The sequence below is a fragment of the Bradyrhizobium mercantei genome, assembly GCF_001982635.1.
Classification (GTDB): domain Bacteria; phylum Pseudomonadota; class Alphaproteobacteria; order Rhizobiales; family Xanthobacteraceae; genus Bradyrhizobium; species Bradyrhizobium mercantei.
In genome coordinates this window covers 921,833-934,734 of sequence record NZ_MKFI01000001.1, presented here as the reverse complement: position 1 = coordinate 934,734, position 12,902 = coordinate 921,833, and the positions used below count along the sequence as shown (strand labels likewise).

Sequence of the window (12,902 nt, the reverse complement as noted above, 5' to 3'; positions counted from 1 at the left end):
GCTTGATTTCGGCAAAATCCCGACCAATTCCCCTAGACGCCGGTCCGGGGAGTTCGGCTGGGGTTTACCGTACTGAGCCATCCCGGGACGCGCTGGGTCCACCGTGCTATAACGCACATCAGAACAACCGAATTGCGAGAGCAGCTATGGCAGTTCATCAGGTCAATCCGCAGGGGAGCAAGCTCGCGGCGCTCGATCCGATCTGGGATCGGATCCGCGGCGAGGCGGAAGACATCCTGCGCCGCGAGCCGGAGCTCGCATCCTTCATCTATGCGACCGTGCTGCATCATGAGCGCCTGGAAGATTCGGTGGTCCATCGCATTGCCGAGCGGCTCGATCACGCCGCGCTGTCGGGCGATCTGATCCGCCAGACCTACGGCGAGGCGCTGCGCGATGAGCCCGATATCGGCAACGCGTTCCGCGCCGATCTCGTCGCGGTCTATGACCGCGATCCCGCGACCTCGCGCTTCATTGATCCCTTGCTCTACTTCAAGGGCTTTCACGCGCTGCAGACCCATCGTCTCGCGCACTGGCTGCATCGGAACGGCCGCAAGGATTTTGCCTTCTACCTGCAGAGCCGCTCGTCGGCGGTGTTCCAGACCGACATCAATCCGGCCGCCCGGATCGGCCGCGGCATCTTCCTCGATCATGCCACCGGCTTCGTCTGCGGCGAGACCGCCGTCATCGACGACGACGTCTCGATCCTGCATGGCGTCACGCTCGGCGGCACCGGCAAGGAGAACGAGGATCGCCATCCGAAGATCCGTCACGGCGTGCTGATCGGCGCCGGCGCCAAGATCCTCGGCAATATCGAGATCGGCCATTGCGCGCGGATCGCGGCGGGCTCCGTCGTGGTCAAGCCTGTTCCGCACAACGTCACGGTTGCGGGGGTGCCGGCGAAAATCGTCGGCGAAGCCGGCTGTGCCGAGCCGTCGCGCACCATGGATCAGATGCTCAACGCAATCGGGCTTTGATTTCATTTGCTTTCTGATCGGCGGCGCGTTTTGGCGCGTGCGCAACATCACATCGCCAAAGCCTGAAAAGGCTCTGGCGATCTTTGTCGTCTCGTCCTAAAACTCCCCCGAAAATCATCGACCCGATTGGAGACGGCCGTGGACGTTCAGGAAGTCAGGAAGCTCGACGCGTATCTGAAGCGCGTGTTCAGCAATCCCAAGATCCGCGTGGTGCCGCGGCCCAAGAAGGACGACTCCGCCGAGGTCTATATCGGCGAGGAGTTCATCGGCGTGCTGTTCGTCGACGACGAGGACGATGATCGCTCGTTCCAGTTCCAGATGGCCATCCTGGAAGAAGATCTGGCCGAGTAAGGCGGAACAGTCCTGCTTGTTAATTCGTCACTGCGATGCTCGCAGTGACGAACAAGCTACCCCTTCGCGCTGTGCATCTGCGCGGAGAGGCGGTTCATCCCGGTTGCGATGTCCCGCCATTGCGCAAGCCAGCTGCGCGGAAATCGGAAGGTCAGGTCGGCGCCCTCGATGCGCTGCTCGCTCAGGCACATTCCGGGCGTCGAGGTGTCGCGCGTGCAGCGCGCGATAAGCTGCGGCTCGGTCGCGGTGAACAGGTCCTCGCCGCCATAGGGCGTGCCGTCGCGGAATGCGCGTGCCGTCAGGCCGTCATCGGTGCTGGTACGCTCGTCGAGATAGCGCGGATAGATCGTGCGCACGCGCATGTCGGGTGCGAGTGAATCGTGGTGCGCCGCGATCGACACGAAGATCCTGTCGATCGGCTGCACCTTGTCGTCGACCGTATCGGCGCTGTAGTGCTTCGGCGCGGCCGGCGCCTCCAGCGAGGGGTAGAGGAAGCTCAGATCGACGCGCTCCTGCGGCCCGGAATGGCGCTGGATCTTCATGCGCACGGCCATGGTCGGCACGTTGAACAGCGTGCCGCCGACACTCACCGGCAGCCGCGACGGATCGCTCGCCGGCACGGTCGTGTAGGTCGGCCACAACAGATAGGCGACGAGCGCGATCGCACCGGCCGCGATGATCGCCGAGGCGACGATCGGAACGAGATGCGCGCGCGGGTTGCGGCGGGTGTCGCGGGCGAGATGCTGGGCCGTCGAGAGAAGCGTCATGAACGAGGCAAAGACCGGGTCGGGGGAGGCCGAATCACCTGTCGAATATGCCACGCAGCGAAGAATTTCCGTTACGATTCCAATGGAATCCCTGGACGAATGGCCATGCGCAAACGCCGCGCCATGGGACGCGGATTAACCTTTCCTTAAGGATGATGTGGCGGCCGGCCGGCAATTCTGCGAAGCAGGGGCGAGTGGCCTGTAGCGTAGCGGAAGTGCCGATGTCGCCCGATACCCTGAATTCCCTGTTCTCCCTCTTCATCGGTTTCGCGTTCGCCGGCGCCCTGGCCAGCGGCTATCAGGCGATGGCCGAGCGCCCGGCAGGCTTCGGCCTGCTGCAGGAGGGCGTGGCGCCCAGGACCTTTGCCGCGGTGCCGTTCCTGGTGTTCGCCGCACCGTTCATCATCATGCGCAACACGCTGCGCGGCGCGCGCATCGAGCGCCGCCGCTTCGAATTCGTGATGATGGCAACCGTCATCTCCGGCTTCTGGAGCCTGATGTCCGGCACCTTCTTCGTGATGACGCTGCGCGCTGCGGGCGTGCTCGGCTGATCCGCATCCGGATCAGCGTCTCGCTTGCTTGAAACCATATCCGTCGCTGTGCCAAGGTCGTCCTGACCAGAGCTTCGGTTCTGATTGGATCAGAACACGCTCCAAGGAGACCTTCATGGCGATCTACGAACTCGACGGGCAGGGGCCCGATCTTCCCGCTGACGGCAGCTACTTCATCGCCGACAATGCCGTCGTGATCGGCAAGGTGCGCCTCAAGCCGGGAGCGAGCGTCTGGTTCGGCGCGGTCCTGCGCGGCGACAATGAGTGGATCGACATCGGCGAGGGCTCCAACGTCCAGGACAATTCGACCCTGCATGTCGATCCCGGCTTTCCCCTGACCATCGGCAACAACGTCACGATCGGCCACAATGCGATCGTGCACGGCTGCACGCTGGAGGACGGCGTGCTGATCGGGATGGGATCGATCGTGATGAACGGCGCGCGCATCCGGCGCGGCAGCGTCGTCGGCGCCGGCTCCGTCATCACCGAGGGCAAGGAGTTTCCGGAGAATTCCCTGATCATCGGCGCGCCCGCGCGCGTGGTGCGCACGCTCGACGCCGCACAGGCGGAGGCATTGTCGCGACCGGCGAAGTCCTACGCGATCAGGGGCCCGCAGTACAAAGCGGGATTGAAGAAGATCGGCTGACTTTTTAGCGCTTGCGGCCCAGCTTTCGCGCGGCCTTCGATACCGCGGCGCTTGGCTTCGCAGCCTTCGCGGGTCTTGCTGCTTCCTGCAGCCGCACGCTCTTGCGCAGCGCATCCTTCAGGTCGATCGGAATACCGTGCTTCTTGAAGAGGTCGGCGAAGGCCTCGTCGGCGAGCTCCTGCAAGGTCGCCATCCGGTCGCGGCCAAGCTGCTTCAGCTTGTCGAAAGTGTCGTCGTCAAACTCGATCAGCTTGCGCAAATTGGATTGCTCCCAAACTGTATTGCTCAAACGCCTGCGGGAACCGGTGTTTTGCGGACTCGTTGATGTCCGCAAGGGAGAACTGCCATGCGCAAATTATCCGCTACCGTCGCGCTCGCGACAATCGCTGTTCTGCTGGCGCCCGCCGTTACCGTCGCTCAAGGCGCCGGAGGCGGCACGGGGACCGGCAACCCCTCGTCGGCCAGTCCGGCAACGCCGCAAGTCGCGTCGCCGCCGCGCGGCACCAACAGTGCCGGCACCGCGCAATCCTCCGGCGGCCTGAACACCGGTGCGGGCGTCACCACCGGCTCGGCGTCGACTGAGAATCTCGACAAGGCAATCGAGGACGAGAACAAGACGGTCGACCGTCGGGTCAAAGGCATCTGCCGCGGCTGTTAACGTTTGCCGGTGCGCCCTTGATGAACGCGGGTCGCGCAGAAGTGAGTGCGACATAGGCGCGCGCCGGAAGCTGCGATCCTAGATTGGGTTAGCATGCGCGGGACGCGGCGGAGGAGGCTTGAAAGCAAAGCCTTGGAAAGAGGAGTAACGGGTGATGTTGCGTAAAACGATGATCGCCTTGCTGGCGACGGCCACGGTCGGCCTGTTCACGGTCGACGCCGCGTCAGCGCGCGGCGGATTTGGTGGCGGCGGCTTCCACGGCGGTGGTGGCGGCTTCCACGGTGGCGGAGGCTTTGGCGGCTTCCATGGCGGCGCGTTCCGGGCGATGGGCGGGGGCGGTGGCTTCCGCTCGGCGGCGATCGGCGGTGGCTGGGCCGGCCGCGGCTGGCACGGCGGAGGCTGGCAGGGTGGCGGCTGGCGCGGCGGCTATTACCGGCGCGGCTGGGGTTACGGCTATCCGCTTGCTGCCGCAGCGATCGGGTTCGGGCTCGGCTATGGCGCCTACGATTACTATGACGGCTACTACGGCAATCCCTATTACGCCGGTTACGGCTACGATGACGGCTACGGCTATGGTTACGGCGGCTGCTACGTCGTGCGCCGCAGCGTGATGACGCCGTATGGCTGGCGCGTCCGGCCCGTACAGGTTTGCAACTGAGCCATCCGCTGACGCATGGCCGCTCCATGCGATCGCCATGCTGATGGTCTTGCAATGATCGGCGCGGCCTCGGTGTCTTGATGCCGGGGCCGTCGCGCATTGGTACGCAGCTTGCTTCGTCTTGCAGCAGTCCGTGCGTGAACGCGCCGCGAATACAAAGGGCACGGCTGCGCTTGGCGCCGGGCCTCAGAGGATGTCCGAGATGCTGACCATTCCTGATCTGACATTGCTGTTCATGGTGGTTGTTTCGAGTCTTGCCGTTGCACTGATCTACATGCTCCACGAGCTCGAACCGAAGCTCGCGCGGCTGCGGCTGCGAGCCGATCGCGTCTTGCGCGACCGCACCAAATAGGCCGGCTGCGCGGACCTTGTGGATCGACCCCTGCGTGAGGGCATCCCGGTGCCTGGAGCTTGCCGAACGGCCCCGGGACGGGCATTCGCGAGCACAAAAAACAAGGCCGTCGACGTAGTATACCGTCAACGACCTTGCCAGCCCCGGATATTGAAATCGGCTCACGCCATCCGGTCATTGAAAGATGACTCGGATTCGAAGGGCGATATGTGAACCAGTTCACAAAGTCGGGATTAATTCACGCTAACGGGTGCTCATGCGAGGCGGCCGGCGGCTGCCTGGAGCTCGGAAAGTTCCCGTTAGATACTGATCTTGTTCGGGATTTGGCGCATTTTTATGGCACGGGTCGCGCGTGCTTGCGGCGTCAACCGCGCGACCTGTGGCGCTTCCGGTTCGCGCTGCGGGTGGCCTTCGAGCGTTTGCGCGGCTCGGGCTCGGCGGCCGGCTCATTGGCCTGCGCGCTTGCCAGCGACTGGCGCAAACCCTCGACCTGTTCGGTCAATGCGGCGACCTGTTCGGCGAGCTTCTTGGCGTCGGCCTGCTGCAGCGCGAACAGCTTGCGCATGGTCAGCAGCTGGTCCTGCACCTCCTGCAACTGGTCGATGGATTCCTGCTGGGTCGCCTCCATCCCCTTGGTCTTTTCCACCAGGGCCTCGGAGACCTGCGCGGTCCGCGCCTGCAATTGACGGGCGGCGACCATCCGATCGGTCTCCGGCACATTGCCGCTGAAGCTGCGCCACAGCGCGATCGAGCCGATCCCGAACAGCACGAGCACCAGCGCCACGGCGCCGATCGCGATCGGCTGCACGCCAATCAGGCTGCTGGCTTGTGAATTCCGGGGGGCAAGTTCGACCATGCGACCAACAACCGGACATCAATTGAAAGGTTCGAAATAGCACAAACCTCGGCGCGGGCAAAACCGGGGTCCACGCAGGCCACTGCGGCAGCAGCAAAATTTGTATCATATGTTAATCTTCGGCCGTGCGGTTCGGCCTCTTCGAGGCGCCGATCGGCTCCGCGGCGGGCCCGAATGGACCCCCCCGAATTCAGCCGCTGGGCGCGATCAGGCCGACCCTCATGTCCTTCGCCAGGTAGACGCACGCGCCGTCGGCGATCACCCGGCCGTCGGCGATGCCGAGCACCAGGCGGCCGCGCCTGACCTGGCGCATGTCGACCTCGTAGCGCACCAGCCTGACCTCCGGCGTGATGTGCCCCCTGAACTTTACCTCGCCGACGCCGAGCGCCCGGCCTTTGCCAGGTGAGCCCGACCAGCCGAGCCAGAAGCCGATGATCTGCCACATGGCATCGAGACCGAGACAGCCGGGCATCACGGGGTCGCCGGCGAAATGACAGGCGAAGAACCAATGGTCGGGCGCAACGTCGAGCTCGCCGGCGACATGGCCCTTGCCGAAGGCGCCGCCCTCGGTGCTGATCTCGGTGATACGATCCATCATCAGCATCGGCGGCGCCGGCAGCTGCGCATTGCCGGGACCGAAATATCCGCCCTCGCTCGAGCGCAGCAGATCCGCTCGGCTGTAGGACGATTGCGGGGTGTGAAAATCGTGCGGGTTGAACAAGATGGCCACCAACCTTGGGGTTATGGTTGAACGTCAGGCGCGGCTGCGCCGCTTGGCTTTCGACGGCACGGCCGGGGCCTTTGCGGGCAGGCGCAAGGCCGCGGCCATGAAGGCCCAGATGGCGTCGGTGAGGTCGGCCGGATCGGGCCGCGTTTCGCCCGTCAGCGCGCCGATCAAGGCCTGGCGGATGCCGCCGATCATCAACGCGATGGTGAGGCGAGGGTCGATATCCCCAGTGACGATCCCGTCGCGCTGCGCTGCCTCCAGCATCCGCGCACCGGCCGCGAGCTGCCGTGTGGTGAAGGCGGTCTCGACATCCAGCACCTCCGGCGCCCGGCTCAGCGGTCCGATCACGAGCGGCGCAAACGGATGCTCATAGTGAAACGCGACATAGGCGCCGATCCGCTGCTTCTCTCGATCTGCCCAGCTCGTGGCGGATAGCCTGGCGCCGCCGAATGCCGCCTCATCGAGGTGCTCATAGAAGTCCTCGACCACGGCGGCGATCAGGCCGGCTTTCGATCCGAAATGGTGATAGGCGAGCCCGACCGAGGCCTGCGCCCGGCGGGCGACGGCCTGCATCTCCAGATGCCCGAGCCCTTCGATCAGTTCGTCCTGGGCTGCGGCGAGCAGCCTGTCCCGCGTTCCGGGGTTGGCAACGATCATCGTCCATCTCTGTCTTGAATTGAATTCAATTCAATCGTCCGGATGCTAGGATGTCAAGCTGGCGGTGCGGGCCGGGCGATTGGACGGAAGGTTGGGAATGGCGTTTGCGATCAAGACCGAGATCTCTGATTCCCGGGCGAAAGCGTTCGCCTTCAAGGCCCAGAAGACCATGTATGGCGGCAAGCTGATTGCAGCGGGAGACATCGTGTTCCTCTTCGCGAGCGAGAACGAGGGCGGCAACGGCCTGATCGCCCGCGCGATCGTCACTGCGGCCGAGGCGGTGCCGCGCAAGGCCGGCATCGCCAGGCAAACGCCGCGCGTCAGCATTGAGGTCAGGCGCACCGCACTGGCGAACCGGCCGCTGGGACGTGACCAACTCAAGCGCTTCAAGGACTGGGACGACGGCCGGCCCGAGACCGAACTCAACTTCAAGTTCTACCGCCAGGCCACCAACAAGATCGTCGGCATCACGGACGAGACGGCGGCGTTCCTCGCGCGGTTCTTCTGATCACGAGCGGGCTCGCAAAGGGTGCGGGCAGCCTTTGGGGAAAACGGCCACCCGTTGAGGGAAGGCTCGGCGATCCCTGTGGAAGACTGGCTCAGCCTTGTGACGCTGCGGCTTGCGGTGGTAAGGGTGCTGATATTTCAGCGGGCTTTTCATTGCCAATGGCCTGGATTTCAGTTCGAGCGACCACGTCCGCGCTTGTCGCGATCGGGGTCTATGTTCTGCTTGTCGTCTTCGGTCGCCACGTCCTGCGTGACCCGGATATCCTTTGGCACATCGAAACCGGCCGGTGGATGTTCGAGCATCTTGCCGTACCGAGCACCGATCCGTTCTCCCACACCTTTAACGGAGTGAACTGGATCGAGCACGAATGGCTGGCAGACGTGATCTATGTAGCTGCCACGTCGGTCGCCGGCTGGCGCGGTGTGCTGGCTCTCACGGCCTTGGCCCTTGCCGCTGCCTTCGCGCTACAGACCCGTTTTCTTTTGCGGCATGTGCGCGAGTTGCTTGCGATCGAGATCGCGATCATAGCGGTGGTGCTGATCGAGGGACATGCATTGGCCCGGCCTCATGCGCTGGCTTATCCGATCTTGAGCGCATGGTGCATCGGCATCATCAGGGCCGCAGACGAGAACCGAAGTCCATCGCCCTGGCTGCTGGCCTTGATGCCGCTCTGGGTCAATCTCCACGGCAGTTTCCTGTTCGGCATCGCGTTCGTCGTCCCGATGGCGCTGGAAACCCTGCTCAAAAGTCGGGACCGGAAACGGTTGATTTGGGAGTGGGGTCTCTTTCTGGCGGCGGCGCTGATCGCTGCATGCGTTACGCCTTACGGGCCGAAACTCCTGTTCACGCTCGACCGGGTGATGGACCTCGGTCCGGTGCTGGAGTTGATCTCCGAGTGGCAGCCATCGACATGGAGCAACAACAAGCCGCTCTTCCTGGTGGGGGGCGTCGCTGTCGGGCTCGCGATGTACTTTCGTGTTCGCCTGCCCGCCATCCGCATCCTTGTCATCGGCGGGCTGTTGTTGATGGCGTTGTCGCACATGAGGCACACCAGTCTCTTGTCGCTGGTCGTTCCTCCACTGATCGCGGCTCCGCTCGGCCGTCAGTTCGGCCGGCCGAAATTGGCTCCGGTGACAATGGCTCGCCTCGCCGCGGTTGCCGGTGTTGGAGTCGTGGCGATCGCTCTGACGCTTGTCGACCGAAGGCCTCCTGACGACTACATTCCACGAGCTGCTGTCAGCGCCATGCTGAAGTCGACACATGGTCCGGTGCTCAACGAATACAATTTTGGAGGATATCTGATCTCCATTGGAGTTCAGCCTTCGATCGATGGACGGGCTGATCTTTATGGTGGCCCGTTCATCATGCGCTACGTCCGGGCGGTCCATGGCGGCGATATCGAAGAGTTGCGCGCCTTGATCGCCGAGTATCACATCGAGGCAACGCTGTTGGGCCCGAACATCGCCGCAGTCAAAGTGCTCGATACGCTGCCGGGGTGGCAGCGGGTCTATTCCGACGAGATCGCCGTCGTCCACGTCAGAACAAAGCAAACTGCGCCTGGGCAGTAATGATCTGCCAGCTACCCGGCTAGCGGGTCGGTGGCTGCTGCGTCAGATCCACAAGGATTTGCGGAGTTCGTACCCCTCTCACAAAAGGTTGCGGCCAGCCATTGGGGGATGGCTGGCCGCGCGCGAACCGGTCTGGGACGGGGAGGGGTGGGGATGTGACCGGGTCGCGAACTCGAAATTCCTTGTTCTGCTCAGCGCGAGCTTGCGGTTGAAACTGCGGGGCGGTTGTCGCCGAGCGAGACCCACACATTCGGATCGCTCTGCGATTGCCGCTTGACGAAGCGGTAGCCGGTCTCCGTCCAGGCGACGATGCTCTCGTTCTGGTTATCGAGCACGAACTCGCCCTTGTCGGTCTTCACCGTCAGCACCGCGTGGCCTTCGCCCTTTTTGTCGCGCACCACCGTGATCAACAGCGCCTCGCGCGGCCAGCCGGCGTCCATCAGCATCTTGCGCTTCAGGAGCACGTAGTCCTCGCAGTCGCCGTAACCGTCGGATGGCAACGACCACTTCTCGATCACGCCCCAATGATCCATGTCGGTCATCGGCTTGATGGATTCGTTGACCCACTTGTTGACCCGCACGAGGTCGCGCCAAGCGGTCTGCGACAACACGATGTCGCGTGGTTGCGTCTTGCCGCCGCGGCACTCGGCGGGATTGTCGGTACAGAATTCGACCCAGCCGATCGGCGAACGCGCGACGTCACCCAGGCTGGCGTAGACAACGTCGCCGGCCTTGGCCGACACGCACGTCGCAAACAGGATGGCGGCAACCGCCAAACCTTTCCCCTGTCCCCTGAACCCAAACATCGTAGCCCCCGTTCTTCTTGTTGGGACCACGTTTCGCACAAAGGATTTTCGTCGCCGCTAAGTGTGCAAAGTAGATTTGACGCGAATACTGGTAAAAGCTGCGGCGAATTCGATCTATACTTGAATCGAATTCTCGTAAAATTTGAAACAACTGCAATTGATTCAAATTTTATGCATTAACGCGGCGAGCGCTGCGGCAATGCGGTTTGCTGCGTCAAATGTTCCGGCCGTTAACCGCCGATTTCGCCCGGCCAAACGCAGCGAAGGCGGCCACCGGTGCACCGGAGGCCGCCTTCGCAGGGCCGAAAACGGGGTTTTGGGCGGTTTTTCGCTTTACCTCGCGGTAACGCTCTCTTCGAGGGTTTCCGCGGACTGCTCGTGGACGAACTCGAGCGCGAAGCCTTCTTCGAGATTTCGCACCACGCGGGCCTGCACCCGGCCGAGCATCACCAGCGATTTCAGCGGCGGGCGGTTCTCGGCGGCAATCGCAGCACCCGACAAAGAGAGGTCGATGATGCGGCAGGTCATCCGCGTGCCGTCTTCCTGGGTGAGCAGGGCGATCGGGTTGCGCGGCACGATACGGTCGTGGCGGCGATCCTCGGGCAGATTGAGGATGTCGCGATTGGCGAGCCAGGTGAGCTGGGCGGCGAGCTTGTCACGCTTGCGCGCGGTGGCGCCGATCGTCATCGCAAAGCCGTTGTCGATGATGCGCGTGATGCGCCCTTCGACCCGGCCGATATGGTCGAGATAGGCGATCACGCGATCGCCGACATTGCCGATGCCGGGCGCCAGCAAAGCGAGGCCGCCCGGAGACATGTTGATAATCTGGCAGGGAAACTCGCGCCGGTCGGGCAGCATGTAGCGGCCGAGCAGGTGCACCTTGACGCGCTGGAAGCGCCGCCGCTCCTCGGCTACGGGGACGACGGTAGTTTTCTTCTGTGCAAACGACATCACACCAAACCCGGCCACCGTCCATTCGGAGCCCCGAAGACCCTAAAGCTGATAGGGTTAACGGGGCGTTACGGTTGTGAAATGGAACCCGGACACGGAGCGAGAGAGAAGCGAAGCTCGCATGCGCCGGAACCAAGAGCGTTAGGCCTTCTGATATGCCGCGTCGGGTTCGCCGAACCATCGCGCGGCGGCTTGAGCAGTCTCCTCCGGATCCGGCGCGATGTCTGTGGCCCAAGCCACAAACCCGTCGGGACGCACCAGCACTGCGCTCAGTCCCAGCCGATCCCGGGCGTCGCTTGCGACATAGCTGATCCGGTCCCGCCTGCGATCGGCAAACGCGCGCAGGGCCGAGCGCGCGCCGAAGTCCAGCAGCAGGCCGCGGCCGTCGTGGAGCAACTCGCCGAGCTTCGTCCCGCAGGCGAGCTCGAAGTCGGGCACGCTGCGGCCCACCAGCGGATGGCCGCCGCCGAGATCGTAGCGCAGCGAGACGCCCCACACGCGCTCGGCAAAATAGGTCGCGCAGTCCGGCGTTGCGATCAGATCGCGGATGATGGCTTCGAGCGCACGCGAACTCCGGCAGGGGCGCATCAGCGCGACCTGGGCGCGGGACCAGTCGAGAACCTGCGCGCCCACCGGATGCCGCTCGCCGAAATAGCTGTCGAGCAGACCGGCCGGCGCATCGCCGCGGACCGTGGCCGCGAGCTTCCAGCCGAGATTCATCGCATCGCCGAGTCCGAGGTTGAGGCCCTGGCCACCCAGCGGCGAGTGGATGTGCGCGGCGTCGCCGGCGAGCAGCACACGCCCGCTGCGGTATTGCGTCGCCTGGCAGGCACGATCCGTCCAGGTGGTGGCAAGCTCGAGCGCCGTCAAGGTGACATCGGTGCCGGAGACGCGGCGGAGCACCGCCTGCACATGTTCGCGCGTGATCGGCTGGCTGCGATGGAAGGCGCCGCCGTCGAACTCGACCATCGCGATGGTGCCCGGACGCGCGTAGGTGTACATGCCCGTCGGCGTGTAGCGGCGGCCCGGGGCGAGCTTGTCTGGATCGGCGATCTCGACCGCGATCGAATAGCCGGTGAACTCGGGGGCGGTGCCGGTGAATTCGAAGCTGGCCGCCTTGCGCACCATGCTGCGGCCGCCGTCGCAACCGACCAGCCAGCGCCCGTGGAACGTCACGCCGCCGGCGCGAATGGTGACGCCGTCATCCGACTGTTCGAGTGCCTGAACGCCGAGGCCGCGCCTGATCTCGACGCCCATCGCGGTTGCGCGAGCGGCCAATACGGATTCGAGCGACGCCATCTCGACCGCCATGCTGGTGCCGGCCGGGCTCGGCAGGCGAAACCGCCACTTCGAAGCGTCGATATCATCGTGGCAAAACTGGATGCCGGCGAAATGGCCGGCCGCACGGCCATCTTGCGCGCGCTGTGGCGCCGCGATGTCGTCCAGCATTCCGCGGCGATAGAGTGCTTCGATGGTGGGCGCCGAAAGGCCGCGCATGCCGAACGGCAGCCGCTTCAGCGGCGAGTGCGGGTCGGCGGCCTGCTCCAGCACCAGGACCGAGACGCCCGCGAGCCGCAGCTCGCAGGCCAGCATCAGCCCGACCGGGCCGGCACCGGCAATCACGACATCATGGGGAACGGGAAGGTGGTTGGGCATGAACTGCTCCTTTGTCGGTGTTCGACCGGAGCGGTTCGTCGGGTTGAGAACCACACGGACGAACAATGGACGCATCGCGTCCGGTGTTCGTCGTGGGGATCTCGTGCACGAGGCAGGAGACCAGAGCTTTCGTTACCGAAGGGACTTCGTTCACGAAAGGACTTGGGCTTACCAAACCAAGTCTGCCTTTTCCGACGGGGCCGATATAGCGGCATG

17 protein-coding genes are annotated in these 12,902 nt (G+C 64.1%); 9 read left to right on the top strand and 8 right to left on the bottom strand.

Annotated elements, in window-relative coordinates; all coding sequences use genetic code 11:
- The first annotated feature begins 146 nt into the window (after positions 1–146).
- Together cysE and BI327_RS04570 are read left to right on the top strand one after the other, a co-directional pair.
- Complete coding sequence (gene cysE, locus BI327_RS04575) at positions 147–974, top strand: serine O-acetyltransferase (protein ID WP_076858557.1); 828 nt, start codon at positions 147–149, stop codon at positions 972–974.
- A gap of 138 nt (positions 975–1,112) precedes the next feature.
- The gene (locus BI327_RS04570; RefSeq protein WP_021077729.1) at positions 1,113–1,325 is read left to right on the top strand and encodes a DUF3126 family protein; all 213 of its coding nucleotides are present in this window, start codon (positions 1,113–1,115) and stop codon (positions 1,323–1,325) included.
- A gap of 56 nt (positions 1,326–1,381) precedes the next feature.
- On the opposite strand, the gene BI327_RS04565 is transcribed toward BI327_RS04570, so the two are convergent.
- Complete coding sequence (locus tag BI327_RS04565; RefSeq protein WP_076859202.1) at positions 1,382–2,092, bottom strand: hypothetical protein; 711 nt, start codon at positions 2,090–2,092, stop codon at positions 1,382–1,384.
- A gap of 221 nt (positions 2,093–2,313) precedes the next feature.
- Between BI327_RS04565 and BI327_RS04560 the strand changes: the two genes are divergently transcribed.
- Both BI327_RS04560 and BI327_RS04555 read left to right on the top strand, forming a co-directional pair.
- A complete protein-coding gene (locus tag BI327_RS04560; RefSeq protein ID WP_076858556.1) occupies positions 2,314–2,643 on the top strand; it encodes a DUF6949 family protein in 330 nt (109 codons plus the stop codon).
- A gap of 115 nt (positions 2,644–2,758) precedes the next feature.
- The gene (locus BI327_RS04555) at positions 2,759–3,289 is read left to right on the top strand and encodes a gamma carbonic anhydrase family protein (RefSeq protein ID WP_076858555.1); all 531 of its coding nucleotides are present in this window, start codon (positions 2,759–2,761) and stop codon (positions 3,287–3,289) included.
- 4 nt (positions 3,290–3,293) lie between these two features.
- Here the strand turns inward: BI327_RS04555 and BI327_RS04550 are convergent, their stop codons facing one another.
- Positions 3,294–3,548 (bottom strand): hypothetical protein, encoded by a 255-nt coding sequence (locus tag BI327_RS04550; RefSeq protein ID WP_076858554.1) that lies wholly within the window; start codon positions 3,546–3,548, stop codon positions 3,294–3,296.
- A gap of 87 nt (positions 3,549–3,635) precedes the next feature.
- Between BI327_RS04550 and BI327_RS04545 the strand changes: the two genes are divergently transcribed.
- The 3 genes from BI327_RS04545 to BI327_RS42600 all read left to right on the top strand — a co-directional run bounded on the left by BI327_RS04545 (position 3,636) and on the right by BI327_RS42600 (position 4,957).
- Positions 3,636–3,947, top strand: a complete 312-nt coding sequence (locus tag BI327_RS04545) for a hypothetical protein (protein WP_076858553.1) — start codon at positions 3,636–3,638, stop codon at positions 3,945–3,947.
- Positions 3,948–4,101: 154 nt separating this feature from the next.
- Positions 4,102–4,605 (top strand): hypothetical protein, encoded by a 504-nt coding sequence (locus BI327_RS04540; RefSeq protein WP_076858552.1) that lies wholly within the window; start codon positions 4,102–4,104, stop codon positions 4,603–4,605.
- Positions 4,606–4,798: 193 nt separating this feature from the next.
- On the top strand, positions 4,799–4,957 hold the full coding sequence (locus BI327_RS42600) for a hypothetical protein (RefSeq protein ID WP_167386838.1): 159 nt from the start codon (positions 4,799–4,801) through the stop codon (positions 4,955–4,957).
- 364 nt (positions 4,958–5,321) lie between these two features.
- Here the strand turns inward: BI327_RS42600 and BI327_RS04535 are convergent, their stop codons facing one another.
- The 3 genes from BI327_RS04535 to BI327_RS04525 all read right to left on the bottom strand — a co-directional run bounded on the left by BI327_RS04535 (position 5,322) and on the right by BI327_RS04525 (position 7,197).
- A complete protein-coding gene (locus BI327_RS04535; RefSeq protein ID WP_076858551.1) occupies positions 5,322–5,813 on the bottom strand; it encodes a hypothetical protein in 492 nt (163 codons plus the stop codon).
- 190 nt (positions 5,814–6,003) lie between these two features.
- The gene (gene fabA / locus BI327_RS04530) at positions 6,004–6,534 is read right to left on the bottom strand and encodes a bifunctional 3-hydroxydecanoyl-ACP dehydratase/trans-2-decenoyl-ACP isomerase (RefSeq protein WP_076859200.1); all 531 of its coding nucleotides are present in this window, start codon (positions 6,532–6,534) and stop codon (positions 6,004–6,006) included.
- Between the two features lie 33 nt (positions 6,535–6,567).
- Positions 6,568–7,197 (bottom strand): TetR/AcrR family transcriptional regulator, encoded by a 630-nt coding sequence (locus BI327_RS04525; RefSeq protein WP_076858550.1) that lies wholly within the window; start codon positions 7,195–7,197, stop codon positions 6,568–6,570.
- A 97-nt stretch (positions 7,198–7,294) separates the two neighbouring features.
- Between BI327_RS04525 and BI327_RS04520 the strand changes: the two genes are divergently transcribed.
- Both BI327_RS04520 and BI327_RS04515 read left to right on the top strand, forming a co-directional pair.
- Complete coding sequence (locus BI327_RS04520; protein ID WP_076858549.1) at positions 7,295–7,705, top strand: hypothetical protein; 411 nt, start codon at positions 7,295–7,297, stop codon at positions 7,703–7,705.
- A 158-nt stretch (positions 7,706–7,863) separates the two neighbouring features.
- A complete protein-coding gene (locus tag BI327_RS04515) occupies positions 7,864–9,273 on the top strand; it encodes a hypothetical protein (RefSeq protein ID WP_076858548.1) in 1,410 nt (469 codons plus the stop codon).
- Positions 9,274–9,464: 191 nt separating this feature from the next.
- Here the strand turns inward: BI327_RS04515 and BI327_RS04510 are convergent, their stop codons facing one another.
- The 3 genes from BI327_RS04510 to BI327_RS04500 all read right to left on the bottom strand — a co-directional run bounded on the left by BI327_RS04510 (position 9,465) and on the right by BI327_RS04500 (position 12,686).
- On the bottom strand, positions 9,465–10,079 hold the full coding sequence (locus BI327_RS04510) for a transglutaminase-like cysteine peptidase (protein WP_076858547.1): 615 nt from the start codon (positions 10,077–10,079) through the stop codon (positions 9,465–9,467).
- Positions 10,080–10,412: 333 nt separating this feature from the next.
- Positions 10,413–11,030, bottom strand: coding sequence for a PilZ domain-containing protein (locus BI327_RS04505; RefSeq protein ID WP_028336124.1), 618 nt, complete (start codon positions 11,028–11,030; stop codon positions 10,413–10,415).
- A gap of 141 nt (positions 11,031–11,171) precedes the next feature.
- The gene (locus BI327_RS04500; RefSeq protein ID WP_076858546.1) at positions 11,172–12,686 is read right to left on the bottom strand and encodes an FAD-dependent monooxygenase; all 1,515 of its coding nucleotides are present in this window, start codon (positions 12,684–12,686) and stop codon (positions 11,172–11,174) included.
- Between the last annotated feature and the right edge of the window lie 216 nt (positions 12,687–12,902).

Bases quoted from the DNA above. Each gene is read 5' to 3' on its own strand.
- cysE (WP_076858557.1), top strand. From the start codon at position 147: ATGGCAGTTCATCAGGTCAATCCGCAGGGGAGCAAGCTCGCGGCGCTC.
- BI327_RS04565 (WP_076859202.1), bottom strand. From the start codon at position 2,092: ATGACGCTTCTCTCGACGGCCCAGCATCTCGCCCGCGACACCCGCCGC.
- BI327_RS04560 (WP_076858556.1), top strand. From the start codon at position 2,314: ATGTCGCCCGATACCCTGAATTCCCTGTTCTCCCTCTTCATCGGTTTC.
- BI327_RS04555 (WP_076858555.1), top strand. From the start codon at position 2,759: ATGGCGATCTACGAACTCGACGGGCAGGGGCCCGATCTTCCCGCTGAC.
- BI327_RS04545 (WP_076858553.1), top strand. From the start codon at position 3,636: ATGCGCAAATTATCCGCTACCGTCGCGCTCGCGACAATCGCTGTTCTG.
- BI327_RS04540 (WP_076858552.1), top strand. From the start codon at position 4,102: ATGTTGCGTAAAACGATGATCGCCTTGCTGGCGACGGCCACGGTCGGC.
- BI327_RS42600 (WP_167386838.1), top strand. From the start codon at position 4,799: ATGTCCGAGATGCTGACCATTCCTGATCTGACATTGCTGTTCATGGTG.
- BI327_RS04535 (WP_076858551.1), bottom strand. From the start codon at position 5,813: ATGGTCGAACTTGCCCCCCGGAATTCACAAGCCAGCAGCCTGATTGGC.
- BI327_RS04525 (WP_076858550.1), bottom strand. From the start codon at position 7,197: ATGATCGTTGCCAACCCCGGAACGCGGGACAGGCTGCTCGCCGCAGCC.
- BI327_RS04520 (WP_076858549.1), top strand. From the start codon at position 7,295: ATGGCGTTTGCGATCAAGACCGAGATCTCTGATTCCCGGGCGAAAGCG.
- BI327_RS04515 (WP_076858548.1), top strand. From the start codon at position 7,864: ATGGCCTGGATTTCAGTTCGAGCGACCACGTCCGCGCTTGTCGCGATC.
- BI327_RS04510 (WP_076858547.1), bottom strand. From the start codon at position 10,079: ATGTTTGGGTTCAGGGGACAGGGGAAAGGTTTGGCGGTTGCCGCCATC.
- BI327_RS04505 (WP_028336124.1), bottom strand. From the start codon at position 11,030: ATGTCGTTTGCACAGAAGAAAACTACCGTCGTCCCCGTAGCCGAGGAG.
- BI327_RS04500 (WP_076858546.1), bottom strand. From the start codon at position 12,686: ATGCCCAACCACCTTCCCGTTCCCCATGATGTCGTGATTGCCGGTGCC.